This is a genomic window from Corynebacterium sp. HMSC072A04 (genome assembly GCF_001809235.1).
GTDB classification, from domain to species: domain Bacteria; phylum Actinomycetota; class Actinomycetes; order Mycobacteriales; family Mycobacteriaceae; genus Corynebacterium; species Corynebacterium hiratae.
Map to the genome: position 1 here is coordinate 31,003 of NZ_KV796728.1, position 20,030 is coordinate 51,032.

Below are 20,030 nucleotides of genomic sequence, written 5' to 3' on the forward strand. Positions count from 1 at the left end.
CAACTTTCGACTCACCTATCCTAACCGCACCGTCCTACATCATGGCGCGACGCCCCGCGCGTCAGTACGCTTGGGTGCCATGGCTACAACGAATTTTCAGAATGAACCCGTCGAAACCAACGCCGAGCTGCCCAAGGTTGGTGAGGTCCTGCCGGACTTCACCCTTGTCGGTACCGATCTGGCAGAGCTGACCAAGGCAGACTTCGCCGGCAAGCGCCTCGTCGTTTCATGCTTCCCATCCGTCGACACTGGTGTGTGCGCGGCGCAGCTGCGCAAGTTCAACGAGGAGGCGGCTGGACTGGAGAACACTGTTGTTCTGTCTGTCTCTCGTGACCTGCCGTTCGCACAGGAGCGTTTCTGCGCAGCTGAGGGCATTGAGAATGTCGTCAGCGCCTCTGACTTCCGCTCTGACTTCGCGGATAAGCTGGGCCTCGTGCTAGAGGGGTCCCCACTCAAGGGCCTGTTCGCCCGCGCGGTCATCGTCACCGACGAGGACCACAAGGTGACCTACACCGAGCTGGTTCCGGAGGTCACGACTGAGCCGGACTACGACGCAGCTTTGGCATCGCTCAAGTAATGCCCGCTCCCGAAATCTACGGTTTCGCCGCCGGGCCTTATAAAACCAACACTTATGTGGTGGCTAACGGATCCCGGGCGTTCATCGTGGACCCAGGGATGCACACGCGCGAGAAGCTTGAGCAGCTCGCGCGTGAGAAGTCCTTGGAGTTTGAGGCCGTCGTGCTCACCCACGGCCACATTGACCACACGCGCGATGCCGCCGAGTTCGACCTACCGGTCTACATCCACCCAGATGACGCGTTTATGCTTGTGGATGGCTCCGGTGTGTCCCCCGAATCGCAGATGCTCTTTGCTGCCGCCTCCATGAAGCAGGTGGCGGACCGTCGCGACTTGATCGGCGGAGAAACGTTGAATCTGGTTGGCCTTGAGTTCAAGCTGCTCCATGCACCAGGTCACTCGCCCGGATGCGTCATTCTCGTGGCTGAGGAGGTTGCCCTGACGGGCGACGTGCTGTTTAAGGGTTCCATCGGGCGCACCGACTTGCCGCACTCCGACCACGCCGCGATGCAGCGTTCCTTGCGCGGCCCGGTGTGGGGCCTCGATGACTCCCTTGCTATCTTGCCGGGCCATGGCCCGACCACGACTATGCGTCGTGAACGCGCGACTAATCCGTTTCTACGCGCAGCGGGGGATGTACTCTAAAGGGCGTGAGTGATAAGAAGCAGTTCAAAGCCCTGTCCGCGCCCAAAGGTGTGCCGGACTACGTCCCGCCGCAATCGGCCATCTTTGCCAAGGTGCGCGACACCTTCGTGCACCAGGCACACCTGTCCGGCTTCCAACACATCGAGCTCCCTATCTTCGAGGACACCTCGTTGTTCGCCCGCGGTGTGGGGGAGTCCACGGATGTTGTGTCCAAGGAAATGTACACCTTCGCCGATCGTGGCGATCGTTCCGTGACACTGCGCCCAGAAGGCACCGCTGGTGTCATGCGTGCGGTCATTGAACACAACCTCGACCGCGGCCAACTGCCGGTCAAGCTGAACTACTATGGTCCTTTCTTCCGTTACGAGCGCCCGCAGGCGGGCCGTTACCGCCAGCTGCAGCAGGTCGGAGTGGAGGCCATCGGCGTGGATGATCCGGCGCTGGACGCAGAGATCATTGCCTTGGCGGATCGCTCCTACCGCAGCCTAGGCCTGAGCCAATTCCGCCTTGAGCTGACCAGCTTGGGTGACCACGACTGCCGCCCGGCCTACCGCGAGAAGCTGCAGGAGTTCCTGTTCAAGCTGGATCTAGACGAAGAAACCAGGGCCCGCGCGGAGCTGAACCCGCTGCGCGTGCTCGATGACAAGCGCCCGGAAGTCCAGGAGCAGCTTGTCGACGCCCCCCTGATGCTCGACCACCTCAATGCCGAGTGCCGCGAGCACTTTGAGACGGTCACTGGCCTGCTCGATGACATGGGCGTGCCCTACACCATCAACCCGCGCATGGTCCGCGGTCTCGATTACTACACGAAGACCTGTTTCGAATTCGTCCACGATGGCCTCGGCGCGCAGTCCGGCATTGGCGGCGGCGGCCGCTACGACGGGCTCATGGCTCAGCTCGGCGGACAGGAGTTGTCCGGTATCGGCTACGGCCTCGGAGTGGACCGCACGGTTTTGGCCCTGGAAGCCGAGGGCGTGGAGCTCGACGGCGTCGAAGAGCGCGTGGCCGTTTATGGCGTTGCTTTGGGCGCTGCGGCAAAGAAGAAGATGGTCAGCATCATTGATGACCTCCGCAAGGCCGGTATTTCCGCGGACATGTCCTTCGGTGACCGCGGCCTCAAGGGCGCAATGAAGGGCGCTGACCGCGCTAACGCGCGTTTCGCCCTCGTCCTCGGTGACCAAGAGCTAGAGGCCGGCACCGTGGCGCTCAAGGATCTTCGCGCGCACGAGCAGCACGACGTCCCCGTGGGGGACGTCGTCAAGCAGCTTCGTCAGCTGGTTTAGCACTCCACCTGGGAGACGGTGAAGCCCATCGTCTTCGCTAGGCCACCGAGCGAGGTCTCCTTGTACTTGGAGAGCATGTCGCGCCCCGTTTCGGCCATCGTGCGTACCGCGTTATCGAGGGTAACGTGGTGCGTTCCCTCGCCCATGCGGGCTAGGCGTGCGGCGTTGATGGACTTGACGGCACCGATGGCGTTGCGCTCGATGCAGGGAATCTGCACGAGGCCGCCGACCGGGTCGCAGGTCAAGCCGAGGTTGTGCTCAAGCGCGATCTCGGCAGCATTCTCTACCTGCTCCGGAGTTCCCCCAAGCAGTTCGGCCATGCCGGCCGCCGCCATGGAGGAGGCGGAGCCTACCTCACCCTGGCAGCCCACCTCGGCGCCTGAAATGGAGGCATTGGACTTGATGATGATGCCAACGGCACCCGCGGTCAGCAGGTAGCGGCGAGCATCGGCGCGCGTAAAGTCCGCCATGAAGTCGCGGGCATAATGGAGTACCGCCGGTATGATGCCACAGGCGCCATTCGTCGGCGCAGTAATGACGCGGCCGCCGGCGGCATTCTGCTCGTTGACGGCGAGCGCGTAGAGGTTTACCCACTCCATCGCAGAGAAGCCACAGGATTCGTCGTCCTGCTTGGCCAACAACTGTTGGTACATCTGCGGCGCGCGGCGGTTGACGCGCAGGCCACCAGGCAAGATTCCCTTGGTGGAGATTCCCTCGGTCACGCATTCGCGCATAATGTCCCACACAAGGTCGAGGTGTTGGTAGACGTAGTCGAGACCGCCCTCGTCGCGGTGAAGCACAGCCTCGTTTGCCGCAACGATCTCCCAAATGGCCATGTCATTGGCAGCGCACAGGTGAAGCAGGTGCTCACCCGATTGGAACTCATAAGGAACGGTGTCCTCAGCAGTCGCCGCGGCGACACCTGCTGGAACGCCGGAGTCGGTTTGAAGCTGGGCATCAAACTCCTCGCGGGACAGGATGAACCCGCCACCGACGGAGAAATACTCCGCGTTCTCGGCGAGGATGGAGCCGTCTTTGTCCCAAGCAGTGAAAATGAGGCAGTTCGGGTGCTCGGGCACCGGCTCGTTGTTGAATTCGATGCTGTAGTCCACCTCGCCTGCCGGGCCGCTGATGCTGCCCTCGGTAGGGATGAAGGCATCGGCGCGTGGCTCAGCATCGAGCGGAACGGAGAGCGGATCCCAACCGGCGAGGCCTAGAATGACGGCCCGGTCCGTAGCGTGTCCACGGCCGGTAGCGGACAAGGAGCCACGCAGTTCGATGTGGACCTTTGCTGGGTGTTGCTCAAGGGTCTCGAGGAAGGCCTTAGCAGCACGCATGGGGCCCACGGTGTGGGAGGAGGAGGGACCGATACCGATCGAGAAGATGTCGGTCACGCTAATTGTCATGGGGGGTTAAACCTCCTTAGAAGCGTTAGATAAGTTACGCCTTACGATAGTACCGAGCGCCCCCAGTAGTTGCTTAGCCCGGTTGGCCGTCGTGGCGGGACAGGAGTTCGCGGAATCCCCCTGAGCCCGAATCAGGTGCCTTCCCGGTAGAACCCTGGTGCGTGTTGCGCGGTTCGCCGAGAGAGCCGGCAAGGCCAGCTACGCGGTCGAGCGGGCGCACCATGAGGTCTGCGAGCTCGCCCGTGGCGCGCTCGATGCGCTTTTCATTGCGCGCGCCCTCAGCAGTGCCAAAGTCTTCCGTGGCCTGGAAGATCCCGGTGGGGACCACCGTGGCATGCAGGTAATTGAGTAGTGGGCGCAGGGCATAATCCAACACTAGGGCGTGACGGCTGGAGCCGCCCGTGGCCGCGATGAGGGTAGGAAGCCCCTCCAAGGAATGCGGCTCCAAGGTGTCGAAGAACATCTTGAACAGTCCCGAGTAACTGCCCTGGAACACGGGACTGACCGCGATGAGGCCGTCGGCATCCAGCACCGCGGACTGAGCCGCGTTAAGGCGGGGCGTGGGCGAAACCCAGTTCGTCATTGCTTCAGCTAGCTCGCTCGCGAGGTCCCGGAGCTCCACGACGGTGATGTCGGTGCCTTCGCCCCGCGCGGTGACGTGGGCGGAGGTGGCGGCCGAGAGGGCGTCGGCAAGCGCGCGCGTCGAGGACGGCGATGACAACCCGGCCGTAACGACAACGAGTGACCGCATCTACTTCTCCTCTCCAGGATTGACCAACGCGTGTGGCTCATAACTACCGAGCGTGGCGTGCGTTGGTGGGTCAGAAGGTACATGATCCGGGCGGCGTTCCTCAAAGCGGCGGCGCAGCTCAGGGACGACCTGCGTCCCTAGAATCTCAATCTGCTCCAGCACCACCTCTTGCGGGAGGCCGGCATGATCGATAAGGAAGAGCTGGCGCTGATAGTCGCCCACCCAGTCGGCGAACTGCAGGGTTCGTTCTACCACCTGCTCCACCGTGCCTACCGTCAGCGGGGTTTGTGCGGTGAATTCTTCCAAGGAAGGGCCGTGGCCGTAGACCGGAGCGTTGTCGAAGTAGGGGCGGAAGAAATCCTTCGCCTCCTGCTCGGTAGACCCGATGAAGACGTGCCCGCCGAGGCCCACGATGGCCTGATCCGCGCGACCATGACCGTAGGATTCGTAGCGGGTGCGGTAGAGGTTCACCATTTTCGCGGTGTGTTCCTTGTTCCAGAAGATGTTGTTGTGGAAGAAACCATCACCGTAATAGGCCGCCTGCTCAGCGATCTGCGGGGAGCGGATGGATCCGTGCCACACAAAGGGCGGGATACCGTCAAGCGGGGCTGGCGTGGAGGTGAATCCCTGCAGTGGGGTGCGGAACTTTCCTTGCCAGGACACGACAGGTTCGCGCCAGAGGCGGCGCAACAGGTGATAGTTCTCCACCGCCAGAGGGATGCCTTCGCGGATATCTTTGCCAAACCACGGGTAAACCGGACCGGTGTTACCGCGGCCCAGCATGAGATCGATGTGCCCGTCAGCCAGGTGCTGGAGAAAAGCGTAGTCCTCTGCAAGCCGGACGGGGTCGTTGGTGGTGATCAGCGTGGTGGCAGTGGAGAGGTGCAGGTTCTTCGTCTGCGCCGCGATGTAGGCCAGATGGGTGGTGGGTGCGGACGGGACGAAGGGTGGGTTGTGGTGCTCGCCGGTGGCGAAGACGTCGAGGCCCACCTCCTCTGCCTTGAGGGCGATTTCTGTCATAGCGCGGATGCGCTCGGCCTCGGTGGGGGTGCGACCGGTGGTGGGATCTTGCGTGACATCACCGATGCTAAAGACTCCAAATTGCATGCCATACTCCTCTCTGTGACATGTCAACAAAGTTTAGCCGGGTAATTATTCCCACTCAAGGGCGTCGACCAAGACTGCAAGATCCGCTGGCGTTGCGATGGCGAGCGGGCGCTGCGAAGGCTTGCCCTGCTCGGTAAGGAGAACCGCACTAGGATGCGTGCCGTCCGCCGCGGGTTCGGTGAGGGCATCGATGACCTCTTGCGCACTGGCGTTGCGGGGAAGGAACTCGGCCCTGTCCTTCTTCTCTGCAAACTCTAGAACGGCGCTAATCGACGCCGCGTTGACCACACCATCGTCTCCCAAATCTGCTGCGACCCAGCGGGCGATGACATTGGTCGTGAGGAGGGCTTGGTAAGCGCCGGAATCATAAATCGGGATCTGCGAATAGCCGGTCCTATTAATGAGCCGGAGAGCCTCTATGATCGGGGTATCGGGGCCAAGTGTGGTGACCTCACGGTTGGCGAGTAAGGACTGTGCCGTGGGCGGATCTGTAAGAAGCCGCTGGAGGTTCTCTAGCTGCGCCAGCACCTGTGGGTGCGGGGTAGCGATGGGCTCGCCGTCGAAATAGCGGCCGTGGGCGATGGCGTTGCGCAGATTACCTAAGTCCTTGAGCTGCTCTGCCTGGCGCTTGCTGAGCAGGTGTTTGTCGTGTGCGCGGTCGACAATCCACCAGAAGGAGTCGGAGTTCTTGGCCCCGACGGCCTGGCGGAGAAACTGCTCAATGTCGTTGAATGCGGAAAAGAATCTGGCCAGGGAGTTATCGCTCATGCCGTTCCAGTGTACGGGTGCTCTCAAACCCCAGTGGTCGCTGGTGGACAGAGAAAACAAAGAAGCCGCGAGTATCCCGAGGCGGCAGGAGACTCGCGGCGACTGGGTACGATGCCCTGTGCGCGTGTTGTGTTGAGACTAGAACACGACGCGCAGGATGGAGACCGTCACAGCTGCGATGGCAGCGGCGGCTGGGAGAGTGATGACCCATGCGAGGGCGATGGGCTTCATCAGGTTCCAGTTAGCAGCGCGGTTGACGATGCCGACGCCAAGGACAGCACCGATGAGGATGTGCGTCGAGGAAACCGGGAGGCCTAGGAGGGAGGCTGCCATGACAACGGCAGCGGCAGCCAGCTCAGCGGCGAAACCGGAGGAGGGGTGCATCTGGGTCAGGCCGGAACCGACGGTCTGGATAACGAAGCGGCCGATGAACCACAGGCCAGAAACGAGGGCAATGCCCATAGCCACCATGACCGGCAGCGGGACGGTGACTTCGTCAGAAATCCGGTTGGTCTGCAGGACATCGAAGACGGCGGCGAAGGGGCCGATGGCGTTGGCGATGTCGTTCGAGCCGTGCGAGAACGCGAAGGCGGAGGCGGTGAAGACCTGCATCCAAGAGAAGAGGAGGAAGGTGGAGCGGGACAGGGACTTCTTCTTCAGAGAGCGGGCGAAGATGAAGACGGCCATCCAGACCACGGCACCTACCATGCCCATGACAAGGAGGTTCTCAAGTGTGGAGAAGTCAACGCCGGTGTTCTTGAGGCCCTTGAAGAGCATCATCGCGGAGATGATAACAGCGCCCAATGCTGCCAGCAGCGGGACCCAGTTCTCTAGTGCGCGGTGCGCGTTGACGTCCTCGAGATCCTTGTTGAGGTTGTGCAAATCTCGGTAGTAGTCGGACTCGAGCGCCTCTGGATCGTAATCATCTTCCGCGGTGAGGGCGGCATCACGGGCCATGGCGTTGGTGTAGGAAATCTGCTGCAGCTCGTTCATGCGCTCGAAGCGGGTCTTGTGCTCCTTGCGCAGCTCAGCGCGGCGAACCTTGATGTCGCGCAGACGCTCGTCTGCGGCGTCGTTGTAGACGAGGATGGAAGCCTTAATCCACCTAAACAGCAGGTAAGCGGCAACACCGCCAAGAACTGGTGAAAGTACCCAGGAGAAAGCAATGGTGCCAATGCCGCCCCACTGCACCATGTCCATTCCGCCCTTGCCGGTGACGAAGCCGACGGTCAGCGCGGCGCCGACGATACCGCCGACGATGGAGTGGGTCGTAGAAACCGGCCAGCCCATGCGGGTAGCGACGAGCAGCCAGATGGCAGCGCCGAGCAGCGACGCCATCATGATGTAGACGAACTCCATGGGGTCGAGCCCGTCAATGGCGTCGAGGTCCACAATGCCGGAGCGGACGGTGTCGGTAACCTCGCCGCCGGCGAGGATCGCGCCGGATACCTCAAAAACCGCCGCAACAGCGAGGGCCTGCTTCATAGAGAGGGTTCCCGCACCCACGGAGGTACCGAAAGAGTTGGCGACGTCATTGCCACCAATGTTGAAGGCCATGAATACGGCGAAGATGATCGCGGTAACAAGGACGATCTTGTTAGCGCCCTCAGCAACCTCTCCGTTGCCCCAAATGATGAAGAGGACAAGAGTAACAGCGGTGATGGCGCCGAAGAACAAGTGCCAAATCCAGTCCTTGTTCTTACCATTCATCGTTTCGAGATCAGGCATCGTCGGCGTGGCGGTGCTCAAAACGTCGTTCCTTTCATGAAGAGAACGCTGCGTGATGAGGAAGCGCGGGCTGCCGCGGGCAAGGTAAAAGCGTCAATAATGATGGGGATTAACGTACCTGCTGCGGTGCAGGTGATGACATCACGCACAGTTCTTTTATGTTTTTAAAGACAGAGCGGATCCCACCACGAACCGGCGGGAACTTGATCAGGGTAAAGCATCAAGATTGCCGGCAGGTAAACACCTCATGTATTTGAATTTAATCTGCACATTTTGTGGCACATTTGGGGGTGGTGTGGCCTTTCGGTGGACACACCAACATTTTTGACGCTCGGTATTAAGACTTATATACGCCTCGACCCAAAGTGTCGCACTGCTCCATCTTTCCGCTGTTATATCCGGCGAGGAAGGATTGTGCTCGGTCCTCAGAGGAGCCGTGTGTCCAGGTATCGGGGCGTACCTCGCCGCCAGAGCGGCGCTGGATGTTGTCGTCGCCCACGGCGCGGGCAGTGTTGACGGCGTCGGTGACCTGCTGTTCGGTGATCGTTTCGAGCAAAGCATCCTCACCCTTGTCGGCGTAGTGTGCCCACAGTCCGGCATAGCAATCCGCTTGCAGCTCAATCTTCACTGCGTTGGAGTCCTCGCCGGGTTCGTTGTAATTGGACAAGCTGAGTGTGCCCTCTAGCTTCTGAATGTGGTGGCCAAATTCGTGGGCGACGATATACATCTGTGCCAGAGGTGCATTATCCCCACCGAAGTTGCGGAGCTGATCGAAGAACGCGGTGTCGAAATAGGCGGACTCATCGGCCGGGCAGTAGAACGGCCCGGTGGCGCCGGAGGCTTGGCCACAGCCGGACATAGTGGTGTTGTTAAAGATGACGCGGCCGGGTTCGACGTACTCGATGCCTGCCTGATCCGGCAGCTGCTGGGCCCAGACCTTGTCGACGGACTGGGCGGCGAACATGACGCGGCAGTCGTCGTACTTATTGCCGTCCTCGGCAGTTTGGCAGTGTGCGAAGGCATCCTCTCCGCTTTCCTCTGGGCCGACCTGGGTTTGGTCGGGCTGAGGGCTGCTTTCGGTGATGTCACCAAGATCGCCGCCAAGCAAGAGATAGAGGCCAATGAGGAGGAGGGAGCCAATGCCGCCGCCGGTAGCGATCATGCCGCCGCGGCCCCCGCCGCCGGAGCTTGCTCGCTTGCCATCAAAGTTGGCGCCAGATTTGAAAGTCATGGTCCAGATTTTGCCATATGCGGGCGGTGATGTGCGTGTGATGAGGGGAGCTGCGTCAAGCGGGGGTACCAGTGCTCGACGTTCGGCGGCGCTCGGTGTTTACCCCAGCGCTGAGCAAGTCTGGTGCGGGCGGTAGACTTGGGCCGTTCAAGTTCTTGCATCCCTCGGCGCGTGCTGTCTACGCGTGGCGTGTGTGGGTGCGAGCGTCAACGATGAGAAGGGATTGAACGAGAGTGCTGCGTACACATTTGGCAGGCGAACTGCGCAAAGAGATGGCGGGGGAGACCGTCACCCTGACGGGTTGGGTGGCGCGCCGTCGCGACCACGGCGGTGTTATCTTCATTGACCTGCGTGATCGCTCCGGCGTTGCCCAGGTGGTTTTCCGTGAATCCGAGGTGGCTGAGCGCGCCCACGATCTGCGCTCCGAGTACTGCGTTAAGGTCACCGGCGTGGTGGAGCCCCGTCCAGAGGGTTCCGCTAACGCGAACCTGGCCTCCGGTGAGATTGAGGTCAACGTTACGGATCTGGAAGTGCTCAACAAGTCTGCAGCGCTGCCATTCCAGATCGATGATCCTTCTTCCTCCGGTGAGGTCGGCGAAGAGACTCGTCTGAAGTACCGCTACCTCGATCTGCGTCGGGAGCGCCAGCACGAGGCTCTGCGCCTGCGCTCGGCAGCTAACCGCGCCGCTCGCCAGGTCCTGGATAGCCATGATTTCACTGAAATCGAAACCCCGACCCTGACCCGTTCCACCCCGGAGGGCGCTCGTGACTTCCTCGTGCCCGCCCGCCTCAAGCCGGGCAGCTGGTACGCACTCCCGCAGTCGCCGCAGCTGTTTAAGCAGCTGCTCATGGTGGCCGGCATGGAGCGTTACTACCAAATCGCTCGCTGCTACCGCGATGAGGACTTCCGCGCGGACCGTCAGCCGGAGTTTACACAGCTCGACGTCGAGATGTCCTTCGTTGATCAGGACGATGTGATCGCTCTCGCGGAAGAAATCATCTCCGCCCTGTGGAAGCTCATCGGCTACGAGATCAAGACACCGATTCCGCGCATGACCTACGCAGACGCTATGAAGTACTACGGTTCCGATAAGCCGGACCTGCGCTTCGACATCAAGATCGTGGAATGCACCGAGTTCTTCAAGGACACCACTTTCCGCGTGTTCCAGAACGAGTACGTTGGCGCCGTCGTCATGGAAGGCGGAGCTTCCCAGCCGCGCCGTCAGTTCGATGCGTGGCAGGAATGGGCAAAGCAGCGCGGTGCGAAGGGCCTGGCTTACATCACCATCGCTGAGGACGGCACCTTGGGCGGCCCAGTGGCCAAGAACATTACTGATGCCGAGCGCGAGGGCATTGCTGAGCACGTCGGCGCCAAGCCGGGTGACGCCATCTTCTTCGCGGCTGGTGACACCAAGTCTTCTCGCGCTCTTCTGGGTGCAGCACGCGGCGAGATTGCAAAGAAGCTGGATCTCATCAAGGACGGCGACTGGGCCTTCACCTGGGTTGTGGACGCACCACTGTTCGAGCCTGCCGCTGATGCCACCGCCTCCGGCGACGTGGCTCTGGGCCACTCCAAGTGGACTGCGGTACACCACGCCTTCACTTCGCCGAAGCCGGAGTATCTGGACAACTTCGACGAGAACCCGGGTGAGGCGCTGGCCTACGCCTACGACATCGTCTGCAACGGCAACGAGATCGGCGGCGGATCTATCCGTATCCACGACCAGGACGTGCAGAAGCGTGTCTTCGACGTTATGGGCATCGGTGAGGAAGAAGCACAGGAAAAGTTCGGCTTCCTGCTCGACGCTTTCCAGTTTGGTGCCCCGCCGCACGGTGGTATCGCGTTCGGTTGGGACCGCATTGTCTCCCTGCTGGGCGGTTTCGACTCCATTCGTGACGTCATCGCCTTCCCGAAGTCCGGTGGCGGCGTGGATCCATTGACCGATGCTCCGGGCACCATTCCTGCCGAGCAGCGCAAGGAGACCGGCGTGGATTTCAAGCCGGAGAAGGCAGCCAAGGCCGCTCAGGGCGACAAGGCAGGGAAGGAGTCCTAGGTCGCTCAACTCGGTGATGTAGTTGGGCCTTCGATATGTGGAAGCAGGCAAGCAAGTGAATCCGATGGGACACGAGTCCAAGAAAAAATCTGTGGCGGATGCCGTGGTGGCGGAAGCCTCACAGATGCTCTCGCGCCGCTTTGGCGGGGAGCCTGAGCTTAGTGACGTCGAGCAACTCACTGGTTCGGGCAACGCCGTGGTGCTTCGTGCCCGCACGTCACCGAGTGCCTTTTTCCCGCATCGTTCGGTGGTCATCAAGTACAACCCAGTCACCGGGCACACCATTGATGACGCCGCCCTTCTGCGTGAGGTGGTGGCCTATCAGTTCACCACAGCGTTATCCGAAGAGGTTCGCCCAGGCCCAGTACTGCTCGCACACGACGTCGAGAAGCGCATCTTGGTGCTGTCTGACGCCGGCGATGGCGACACCCTGGCGGACACTCTTGCCCGCAGCAATGACGAAGAACGCGGAGAGCTGCTCAGGTCCCTGGGCGGCGCGCTGGGCAAAATGCACGCGGGCACGGCTGGGCGCGAAGAGGATTACGAGGCTCTGCTGAACCGGCAGTTGCGCCGGCATCCCGAATACGCCGAGCACCAAGCCCTGCGGGATGAGTCTCTGAAAAGCTCCATCCTGATCGGTGCGGACATCCTCAGCGAAGCAGGACTGGAGCCACCAGAGCACGTCCGCGAACTAGCCCGCACCGCCATGCAGAGCTTTAGTTCTGGCCGCAACCGCGCTTTTACGCCCTTCGATCTGTCCCCAGACAACATCATCGTGGGGACAACACTGACCTTCCTGGATTATGAGTGGGCCGGTTTTCGCAACGTGGGCTTTGATGTAGCCTGCGTTGTCGCCGGCTTCCCACAGTTCCTCTTCAGCCGCCCGATTACGGATTCTGAGGCGGACGTCTTCATCCAAGCCTGGCAGCGCCGGGTCGTCGACGTGTGGCCGCAGCTGGCGGATGAGAAAACACTGCATGAGCTGATAGTCGCTTGTCTCATTGGTTGGGCTTTGTCGAGCGTGACCACCATGTATGCCGGTGGGATTGAAGGGGTAGTAGCACTGGCGGAGGGTAACGCCGAGATTTATCGTGACCCGCGTCGCTCGCTGCTGCGCCGCTCCGATCACGGCCCGTTCAGCGAGGATGAGCTCTTGATTCGGCGCGACCTTTATGAAACTTTCGAAGCGCTCTCACGTTTTGCCGCGCAGTGCAAGCACGATGGGTGCTCGACTGTTGCCGCTTTCGGTCGCGCTGTGGCCTCCCGTCTCCGGGAGTCCTGATGGGGCAGGAGTCACTCTTCGGCGACGACCAATCAGCGCCAAGCCTGCCGGGTGGCCCCGATATTTTTGCGACTCATTCGGGGTCACCGCTGGCCGCGCGCATGCGGCCGCAAAGCCTCGACGAAGTAGTGGGCCAAAAGCACCTTCTGGAACCCGGGACTCCGCTGCGCCGCCTCGTCGAGGGTTCCGGCGAGGCCTCCGTCATCCTGTACGGCCCGCCAGGCACCGGAAAAACGACCCTGGCTTCGCTGATCGCGTCCTCTCTGGGGGATAACTTCATCGGCCTGTCCGCCCTCGACTCCGGCGTCAAGCAGGTACGGGAAGTCATCACGCATGCTCGCCGCGAGCTGATTGAGGGCCGCCGCACAGTGCTCTTTATCGATGAGGTGCACCGCTTTTCCAAAACCCAGCAGGACGCATTGCTGGCTGCGGTGGAAAACCGGACGGTGCTGCTCGTGGCAGCTACCACCGAGAACCCCTCCTTCTCCGTGGTGGCGCCTCTGCTCTCGCGTTCGCTGCTGCTGCACTTGGAGCCGCTTGACGACGCCTCCCTGCGCACTCTCGCCGAGCGAGCGCTGACGAGCGAGCGCGGCTTAGCCGGGCGAATCACCGCAACGGAAGACGCTCTGGACCAACTGGTGCTGCTCGCCGGAGGAGATGCGCGTCGCACGCTGACCTACCTCGAGGCTGCGGCTGAGGCGGTACCAGATGGTGGCGAGCTCACCGTCGACATTCTCAAAGACAATGTCAACCGCGCGGTGGTGCGCTATGACCGTGACGGCGACCAGCACTATGACGTAGTCTCCGCGTTCATCAAGTCCATTCGCGGTTCTGACGTCGATGCTGCGTTGCACTACCTCGCCCGCATGATTGAGGCTGGCGAGGATCCACGCTTCATTGCGCGCCGGCTCATCGTGCACGCCTCAGAGGACATTGGGATGGCCGACCCCACCGCGCTACCCACCGCCGTGGCCGCCGCGGAGGCCGCTGCGCTGATCGGCCTGCCCGAGGCGCGCATCCCGCTGGCTCAGGCCACGATCCACCTGGCTACTGCGCCGAAGTCGAATTCCGTTATTAATGCCATCAATTCTGCTCAGGCCGATGTCCGGGCCGGTAAGAGCGGTTACGTCCCGCCGCACTTGCGCGACGGGCACTACGAGGGTGCTAAGCGCCTAGGTAACGCCGTCGGCTATCAGTACCCGCATGATGATCCACGCGGTGTTCTAGCCCAGCAGTATCTGCCGGAGACGCTGGCCGATGCCGAGTATTATCAGCCCACCGACCACGGAGCGGAAAAGCGCGTGCGCGAGTACCTGGGAAGGTTGCGGGACATCATCCGGGGGCGGCGTCGCTAAGCACAGCACCGGACGGGTAAAGTTGAGCGCTGACTAGAAACCTCTCAACAGTGAAGGACTTTTGCTCGTGAAGACTCATGAGATCCGGGAACGCTTTACCCAGCACTTCGTCAAGGCCGGCCACGAAGCCGTCCCCAGCGCGTCGCTGATCCTGGATGACCCGAACCTGCTCTTCGTCAACGCCGGCATGGTTCCCTTCAAGCCCTACTTCTTGGGCCAGCAGAACCCGCCTTTTGCTAACGGTACGGCGACCTCCATCCAGAAGTGCGTGCGCACCTTGGATATCGAGGAAGTAGGCATTACCACCCGCCACAACACCTTCTTCCAGATGGCAGGCAATTTCTCCTTTGGCCAGTACTTCAAGGAGGGCGCTATTACCCACGCCTGGAACCTGCTGACGAACTCGGTAGAGGAGGGCGGCTTGGGGCTGGACCCCGAGCGTTTGTGGGTCACGGTCTACCTCGATGACGATGAGGCAGCCGATATCTGGCACAACAAGATCGGTGTTCCCCGCGAACGCATTCAGCGCCTCGGCATGGAGGATAATTACTGGTCCATGGGTATTCCTGGCCCGTGCGGTCCGTGCTCTGAGATTTACTATGACCGTGGTCCGGAATATGGTCAGGACGGTGGCCCCGTCGCGGACGATAACCGCTACATGGAGATCTGGAACCTGGTCTTCATGCAGAACGAGCGCGGTGAAGGCATCGGCAAGGGCAACTTTGAGATTCTCGGCCCGTTGCCTAAGAAGAACATCGATACCGGCATGGGCATCGAGCGCGTTGCCTGCATCCTGCAGGGCGTGGACAACGTCTACGAGACGGATCTGCTGCGCCCGGTCATTGACGTTGCCGAGGAACTCACCGGGGCGAAATACACGCCCGATGCACCGAAGGAAGACTTGATCCGCTTCCGCGTGGTGGCGGACCACTCGCGCACCGGCATGATGCTCATCCTGGATGGCGTTACCCCCGGTAACGAGGGCCGTGGCTATATCCTGCGCCGACTGCTGCGCCGTATCATCCGCTCCGCCAAGCTGCTGGGTGCGAAGGGCGAGACCATGGAACGCTTCATGAACACCATCATGGACACCATGACTCCGTCCTACCCGGAGATTGCGGAGAACCGTGAGCGCATCCTGCGCGTCGCCGTGGCGGAGGAGAAGGCCTTCCTTAAGACCTTGGAGTCGGGCACCAAGCTTTTCGACGAAGCTGTCGACGAGCTAAAGAGCACCTCCCGCGCGGCCACCCCGAAGGTGCTGTCCGGTGAGAAGGCTTTTGAACTGCACGATACCTATGGTTTCCCCATCGACTTGACGTTGGAGATGGCCCAAGAAGCTGGCCTGAGCGTGGACATGGAGGGCTTTGATGCCGCCATGGGCGAGCAGCGCCGCCGTGCCAAGGCTGATAACCAGGCTAAGAAGCATGGTCATGCCGACTTGTCGCTCTACCGCGAGTGGGTGGATAACCATCCGACTCTGTTCACGGGTTATGAGACCTTGGAATCCGAAGCCAAGGTACTCGGCCTCGTCCGCGATGGCGAGAAGGTCTCTGAAGTCCAAGCAGGCGACACCGTCGAGGTAATTCTGGACCAGTCGCCGCTCTACGCCGAAGCCGGTGGCCAGACCGCCGACCGAGGCCGGATCATTGCCGGTGAAACCCTCCTTGAGGTCAATGACGTGCAGAAGATCGGCAAGAAGCTGTGGGTCCACAAAGCTACGGTGACCGCTGGTGGCCTTGAACTGGGCACTGGCGTAACAGCCGAGGTAGACCAGCAGTGGCGCCACGGTGCCGTGCAGGCGCATTCCGCCACGCACCTCATTCACGCCGCGCTGCGCCAGGTGCTGGGGCCGACCGCTGTCCAGGCTGGCTCCTTGAACCGACCGGGTTACCTGCGCTTTGACTTCAACTACACCGACCAGCTCACCCAGGTGCAGCTCGATGAAATCGCTTTGGTGACTAACCAGGCGGTAGACCAGCACTTCCCGGTCAATACCATCGAGACGTCTTTGGAGAAGGCCAAGGAGATGGGTGCGATGGCCCTCTTTGGTGAGAACTATGGTTCCGAGGTTCGCGTCGTGGAGATGGGTGGCCCCTTCTCCATCGAGCTGTGCGGTGGTACCCACGTCAGCAATACTGCTGAGATTGGGCCGGTTTCGGTCCTCGGCGAATCCTCCGTGGGTTCCGGTGCGCGCCGCATCGAGGCCTATTCGGGCTTGGATGCCTTCCGTTACTACTCCAAGGAAGCAGCCCTGGTGGAAGGTGTGTCTCGCGAGCTGAAGGTCCAGACTGAGGACCTGCCGGAACGCATCGCGCAGCTGACGGAGAAGCTCAAGGCCGCAGAGAAGCAGATTGCAGAGCTGCACAAGGCCCAGCTCATGTCCCAGACTGCGGACATGATCTCTACGGCGAAGACCGTCAACGATTTCACCATCGTGGCCGTCAAGCTCCCTAAGGGTGTGAACGGCGGTGACCTGCGCACGCTGGCTTCCGACATTAAGAACCGCCTCGGTGATGTCGCTGGTGTGGTCGTCTTGGCATCGGAGAATGAGGGCGGCAAGCTGCCATTCATCGTGGGTGCCACCAGGGCAGCAATTGAGCGCGGTGTCAAGGCTGGTGACTTGGTTAAGCTGGTGTCCGGCTACGTTGATGGCAAGGGCGGCGGCAAGCCGGATATGGCTCAAGGCTCCGGCGCAAACGCCGAAGGCCTGCAAGCTGCCTTCGACGCCGTCCGTGATGAGCTCGAAACCCACTAATGGATGCGCACGAGTAGGTGTGCAGAAGTAGCTGACTCTCAGGACCAGGAGGAACACCATGGCCGTAGAGCCCGATAAGCCAGGAGCAGACGATCCCGGACCTGGGCGCCGGTTGGGTCTTGACGTCGGAACCGTCCGAATCGGCGTGGCGGTGTCCGATCGGGATGCCCGCCTGGCTATGCCGGTCGAGACCGTCCGCCGCGAAACCGGGTTTAAGGACCGCGACAAGGGTGACATCGACCGACTGCTTGAGCTTATTCACGAGTATGACGTCGTCGAGGTGGCAGTCGGTTTGCCGCGTGATCTCAAGGGCAACGGCTCATCAAGTGTTAAACATGCCAAAGAAATCGCGTTTCGTATCCGCCGCCGCTTGGCAAAAGATGACACGATAAACACACCTCCGCCTGTGCGCATGGTGGATGAGCGCCTCACCACAGTGGTGGCATCATCTGCACTGCGAGCCTCTGGCGTGTCAGAGAGACGCGGCCGTTCGGTTATCGACCAAGCGGCCGCGGTGGAAATTTTGCAATCCTGGCTGGATGCGCGCCATTTCGCGTTGAACGGCCACAGCCCTTCAAACCTAGGAGACGAAGTACGTGAGCCGTAAACCTTCACGCATCGGACGCTCGATGGAACCCCAGTACGTCAAGCGCCGCCAGCGCGGCATGGCCGTGCTTATTGCCAGCCTTGTCCTCATCATCGGCGGCCTCGGCTACATCGGTTTCCGCCTGTTGGGAGGGGGCAATACCTTGGACTATGAGGGACAAGGCAATGGTGTAACACAGCTCGTTCAGGTCCCGGAAGGCTCATCCATGGGAGAACTGGCACCTGAGCTAGCAGAAAAGAATGTGGTGAAGACGCCTGAGGCTTTCTCTTCGGCGGCCAATTCCAATCCGCGCGCGAGCCAAATCAAGCCCGGGTTTTACCGTCTCCAAGAGGAGATGAGCGCTAAATCGGCCGTGGAGGCACTGCTTGATGACGCCAATATGGTGGACCTGCTCGACGTGCACGGCGGAGCGACGTTGCTGGACGTCAACGTACTGGGGGGCGATGTCCGGTTTGGTATTTACTCCCTGATCTCGCAGGTCTCCTGTAAGGAGGGTGGTTGCGTATCCGCCGAGGAACTAGAGAAGATCGCGGCCACGGTAGACCCAGCCGAACTGGGTGCGCCGGACTGGGCTGTGGAGGAAGTCCGTGCCCGCGGCGAGGATCCCAAGCGTATTGAGGGGCTTATCGCCCCGGGACAGTACGTGCTTGACCCGAACATGGATGCCCAGGAGATCCTGACCGATCTCATCAGTCGTTCGACGAAGAAGTACAACGACACCAACATTGTCGACCGCGCCCAGGCCATTGGCCTGAAACCCTATGAGCTTCTGACCGCAGCGTCCCTGGTGGAGCGTGAGTCGCCGGCCGGTGAATTCGACAAGGTTGCGCGCGTCATCCTCAACCGCCTCGACGAGCCGATGCGCTTGGAGTTGGACTCCACTGTGAACTACGGGCTCGAGGACGTCGAGCTGGCCACCACCGATGAGGACCGTCACCGCGAGACCCCGTGGAATACCTATGCGAAGGATGGTCTTCCGGATTCCCCGATCGCCTCGCCGTCGGAGGAGGCCATCCAGGCTATGGAGAACCCGGCAGAGGGCAATTGGCTCTTCTTCGTCACGGTTGATGACAAGGGCACGACGGTCTTTACCGACAACTATGATGAGCACCTCGCCAACGTCGATGATGCGGTGCGCTCTGGCATCCTGGACAGCAAGCGCGAAGGCGCCGGCGAGCCACCAGCAGAGGAGCAGTAATAGGATGCCGCGCGCCGCAGTTTTAGGCAGCCCCATCGAGCATTCGTTATCCCCGGTCCTCCATAAGGCCGGCTATGATGCGCTGAACCTGCAGGACTGGGATTACACCAGGTTCGAAGTGACCGACTTGGCTGCCTTCCTCGCCGAGGTAGGGGAAGAGTACCGAGGTTTCTCGGTGACCATGCCATTGAAGTTCGACGCCTTGGCTTGCGCAGACATCGTGAGCGAGCGCGCCAAGCTCATCGGCTCTGCCAACACTCTGGTGCGCACCGCGGAGGGGTGGCGCGCGGACAACACGGATACGGAAGGCGTGCTGGGCGCACTCGATGAGCTGCTGGGCCCCTCTCAGCCCTCGACGGCTTTGCTCATCGGTGCAGGCGGTACCGCGCGGCCGGTCCTGTGGGGATTAGCCCAGCGTGGTGTCACCGATGTCACCGTGCTCAATCGCTCCGACCGCCTCGTCGAGCTACGCCCGCTGGGCGACGCCCTCGGCCTCTCCCTCCACGCAGCTACGTTTGAGGATGATCTCGCGGGGTTAGCGCGTTCGGTGGACCTCATCGTCTCCACTGTTCCCTCCGCCGCCGTGGAAGAGCATCTGACCCAGTTGGCCAAAGCTCCGGTGTTCGACGTTATCTACGATCCCTGGCCCACCCCGTTGACTGTGTATGCGGCTGCTGATGGCTATCCGACCGTCGGCGGGCACATCATGCTGGCCAACCAGGCTTATTCGCAGTTTGAACAATTCACCGGGCACACCGCCCCGCGGGCAGAGATGCTGGCTGCTCTCAACGCTGCGCTCAAGCTGCCTTAATCAACAGCATGCGCGGCAGCACCCCGCACGGTAGGCTGCGCAGTCATGGGGGATGTGCTTTTCCTGGCGTGGGGGTGCGCCTTAATCGTTTATGACCTGCGTTTCAAACGCCTGCCCAACTATCTGACCCTGCCTGCCGCCGTGCTGTCGCTGTGGTGGTTCGACCCAGCCGGGCTGCTATGGCCGGGGCTTTATATTCTGGTTGCATTGCTGAGCCGCGCCGGAAGCGTGGGCGGGGGTGATCTTAAGCTGGCGTTGCCACTGGGCATGGTGACCGCCCACGCGGCGGGAGTACTAGGGGTTGCGTTCGCGATGGTAGGGGCGTCGCTGAGCACGCTGCTCTGGGGGTTCATGACGCAGGATCGGAAACCCGCGCACGGGCCCGGCATGCTCATTGCGGCAGCACTTGTCGTGCTGTTTAACCCCGACACGGCGTGATAGGCGGCCCAGTGCCCCCGAAAGAACCCCTAGCG

17 protein-coding genes are annotated in these 20,030 nt (G+C 61.4%); 11 read left to right on the top strand and 6 right to left on the bottom strand.

What is annotated here, in order from left to right:
• Positions 1 to 79: 79 nt before the first annotated feature.
• From tpx to hisS, 3 genes are read left to right on the top strand one after another with little or no spacing between them, the layout of a single operon-like run.
• On the top strand, positions 80 to 577 hold the full coding sequence (tpx, locus tag HMPREF2565_RS00810) for a thiol peroxidase (RefSeq protein ID WP_070513221.1): 498 nt from the start codon (positions 80 to 82) through the stop codon (positions 575 to 577).
• The gene (locus HMPREF2565_RS00815; RefSeq protein WP_070513224.1) at positions 577 to 1,221 is read left to right on the top strand and encodes an MBL fold metallo-hydrolase; all 645 of its coding nucleotides are present in this window, start codon (positions 577 to 579) and stop codon (positions 1,219 to 1,221) included. Before tpx ends, HMPREF2565_RS00815 begins: the two co-directional genes overlap by 1 nt.
• A gap of 5 nt (positions 1,222 to 1,226) precedes the next feature.
• Positions 1,227 to 2,504 carry a histidine--tRNA ligase gene (gene hisS / locus HMPREF2565_RS00820; RefSeq protein ID WP_046648575.1) on the top strand — a complete coding sequence of 426 codons (1,278 nt, stop codon included), beginning with the start codon at positions 1,227 to 1,229 and terminating at the stop codon, positions 2,502 to 2,504.
• On the opposite strand, the gene HMPREF2565_RS00825 is transcribed toward hisS, so the two are convergent.
• The 6 genes from HMPREF2565_RS00825 to HMPREF2565_RS00850 all read right to left on the bottom strand — a co-directional run bounded on the left by HMPREF2565_RS00825 (position 2,501) and on the right by HMPREF2565_RS00850 (position 9,495).
• Positions 2,501 to 3,910 (bottom strand): L-serine ammonia-lyase, encoded by a 1,410-nt coding sequence (locus HMPREF2565_RS00825; RefSeq protein WP_070700405.1) that lies wholly within the window; start codon positions 3,908 to 3,910, stop codon positions 2,501 to 2,503. The genes hisS and HMPREF2565_RS00825 overlap by 4 nt on opposite strands.
• Positions 3,911 to 3,983: 73 nt before the next feature.
• The gene (locus tag HMPREF2565_RS00830; protein WP_049154570.1) at positions 3,984 to 4,661 is read right to left on the bottom strand and encodes an FMN reductase; all 678 of its coding nucleotides are present in this window, start codon (positions 4,659 to 4,661) and stop codon (positions 3,984 to 3,986) included.
• Positions 4,662 to 5,768 carry an LLM class flavin-dependent oxidoreductase gene (locus tag HMPREF2565_RS00835; protein ID WP_071406732.1) on the bottom strand — a complete coding sequence of 369 codons (1,107 nt, stop codon included), beginning with the start codon at positions 5,766 to 5,768 and terminating at the stop codon, positions 4,662 to 4,664.
• A 45-nt stretch (positions 5,769 to 5,813) separates the two neighbouring features.
• Positions 5,814 to 6,536 (bottom strand): CBS domain-containing protein, encoded by a 723-nt coding sequence (locus HMPREF2565_RS00840; protein WP_049154572.1) that lies wholly within the window; start codon positions 6,534 to 6,536, stop codon positions 5,814 to 5,816.
• Positions 6,537 to 6,674: 138 nt separating this feature from the next.
• Positions 6,675 to 8,264 carry an inorganic phosphate transporter gene (locus tag HMPREF2565_RS00845; protein WP_198525934.1) on the bottom strand — a complete coding sequence of 530 codons (1,590 nt, stop codon included), beginning with the start codon at positions 8,262 to 8,264 and terminating at the stop codon, positions 6,675 to 6,677.
• 337 nt (positions 8,265 to 8,601) lie between these two features.
• A complete protein-coding gene (locus tag HMPREF2565_RS00850; RefSeq protein WP_049154573.1) occupies positions 8,602 to 9,495 on the bottom strand; it encodes a KPN_02809 family neutral zinc metallopeptidase in 894 nt (297 codons plus the stop codon).
• Positions 9,496 to 9,728: 233 nt separating this feature from the next.
• Between HMPREF2565_RS00850 and aspS the strand changes: the two genes are divergently transcribed.
• The 8 genes from aspS (at position 9,729) to HMPREF2565_RS00890 (ending at position 19,995) form a co-directional block, all read left to right on the top strand.
• Positions 9,729 to 11,549: an aspartate--tRNA ligase gene (aspS, locus tag HMPREF2565_RS00855; protein ID WP_049154574.1), complete on the top strand. Its 1,821-nt coding sequence runs from the start codon at positions 9,729 to 9,731 to the stop codon at positions 11,547 to 11,549.
• A 64-nt stretch (positions 11,550 to 11,613) separates the two neighbouring features.
• Positions 11,614 to 12,831, top strand: a complete 1,218-nt coding sequence (locus tag HMPREF2565_RS00860) for a phosphotransferase family protein (RefSeq protein ID WP_070516934.1) — start codon at positions 11,614 to 11,616, stop codon at positions 12,829 to 12,831.
• Complete coding sequence (locus tag HMPREF2565_RS00865; protein WP_049154576.1) at positions 12,831 to 14,186, top strand: replication-associated recombination protein A; 1,356 nt, start codon at positions 12,831 to 12,833, stop codon at positions 14,184 to 14,186. The genes HMPREF2565_RS00860 and HMPREF2565_RS00865 overlap by 1 nt, the downstream gene beginning before the upstream one ends.
• A 67-nt stretch (positions 14,187 to 14,253) precedes the next feature.
• Positions 14,254 to 16,941, top strand: a complete 2,688-nt coding sequence (gene alaS, locus HMPREF2565_RS00870; protein WP_049154577.1) for an alanine--tRNA ligase — start codon at positions 14,254 to 14,256, stop codon at positions 16,939 to 16,941.
• Positions 16,942 to 16,999: 58 nt separating this feature from the next.
• The gene (ruvX, locus tag HMPREF2565_RS00875; RefSeq protein WP_049154578.1) at positions 17,000 to 17,548 is read left to right on the top strand and encodes a Holliday junction resolvase RuvX; all 549 of its coding nucleotides are present in this window, start codon (positions 17,000 to 17,002) and stop codon (positions 17,546 to 17,548) included.
• A gap of 22 nt (positions 17,549 to 17,570) precedes the next feature.
• Complete coding sequence (gene mltG / locus HMPREF2565_RS00880) at positions 17,571 to 18,746, top strand: endolytic transglycosylase MltG (RefSeq protein WP_049154617.1); 1,176 nt, start codon at positions 17,571 to 17,573, stop codon at positions 18,744 to 18,746.
• A gap of 4 nt (positions 18,747 to 18,750) precedes the next feature.
• Positions 18,751 to 19,557: a shikimate dehydrogenase gene (locus HMPREF2565_RS00885; protein ID WP_071406733.1), complete on the top strand. Its 807-nt coding sequence runs from the start codon at positions 18,751 to 18,753 to the stop codon at positions 19,555 to 19,557.
• Between the two features lie 45 nt (positions 19,558 to 19,602).
• On the top strand, positions 19,603 to 19,995 hold the full coding sequence (locus HMPREF2565_RS00890; RefSeq protein ID WP_070516942.1) for a prepilin peptidase: 393 nt from the start codon (positions 19,603 to 19,605) through the stop codon (positions 19,993 to 19,995).
• The last annotated feature ends 35 nt before the right edge of the window (positions 19,996 to 20,030 follow it).

Bases quoted from the DNA above. Each gene is read 5' to 3' on its own strand.
- HMPREF2565_RS00840 (WP_049154572.1), bottom strand. From the start codon at position 6,536: ATGAGCGATAACTCCCTGGCCAGATTCTTTTCCGCATTCAACGACATT.
- HMPREF2565_RS00890 (WP_070516942.1), top strand. From the start codon at position 19,603: ATGGGGGATGTGCTTTTCCTGGCGTGGGGGTGCGCCTTAATCGTTTAT.
- tpx (WP_070513221.1), top strand. From the start codon at position 80: ATGGCTACAACGAATTTTCAGAATGAACCCGTCGAAACCAACGCCGAG.
- ruvX (WP_049154578.1), top strand. From the start codon at position 17,000: ATGGCCGTAGAGCCCGATAAGCCAGGAGCAGACGATCCCGGACCTGGG.
- HMPREF2565_RS00860 (WP_070516934.1), top strand. From the start codon at position 11,614: ATGGGACACGAGTCCAAGAAAAAATCTGTGGCGGATGCCGTGGTGGCG.
- HMPREF2565_RS00850 (WP_049154573.1), bottom strand. From the start codon at position 9,495: ATGACTTTCAAATCTGGCGCCAACTTTGATGGCAAGCGAGCAAGCTCC.
- HMPREF2565_RS00885 (WP_071406733.1), top strand. From the start codon at position 18,751: ATGCCGCGCGCCGCAGTTTTAGGCAGCCCCATCGAGCATTCGTTATCC.
- HMPREF2565_RS00815 (WP_070513224.1), top strand. From the start codon at position 577: ATGCCCGCTCCCGAAATCTACGGTTTCGCCGCCGGGCCTTATAAAACC.
- HMPREF2565_RS00865 (WP_049154576.1), top strand. From the start codon at position 12,831: ATGGGGCAGGAGTCACTCTTCGGCGACGACCAATCAGCGCCAAGCCTG.
- HMPREF2565_RS00825 (WP_070700405.1), bottom strand. From the start codon at position 3,910: ATGACAATTAGCGTGACCGACATCTTCTCGATCGGTATCGGTCCCTCC.
- HMPREF2565_RS00845 (WP_198525934.1), bottom strand. From the start codon at position 8,264: ATGCCTGATCTCGAAACGATGAATGGTAAGAACAAGGACTGGATTTGG.
- HMPREF2565_RS00835 (WP_071406732.1), bottom strand. From the start codon at position 5,768: ATGCAATTTGGAGTCTTTAGCATCGGTGATGTCACGCAAGATCCCACC.
- HMPREF2565_RS00830 (WP_049154570.1), bottom strand. From the start codon at position 4,661: ATGCGGTCACTCGTTGTCGTTACGGCCGGGTTGTCATCGCCGTCCTCG.
- mltG (WP_049154617.1), top strand. From the start codon at position 17,571: ATGGAACCCCAGTACGTCAAGCGCCGCCAGCGCGGCATGGCCGTGCTT.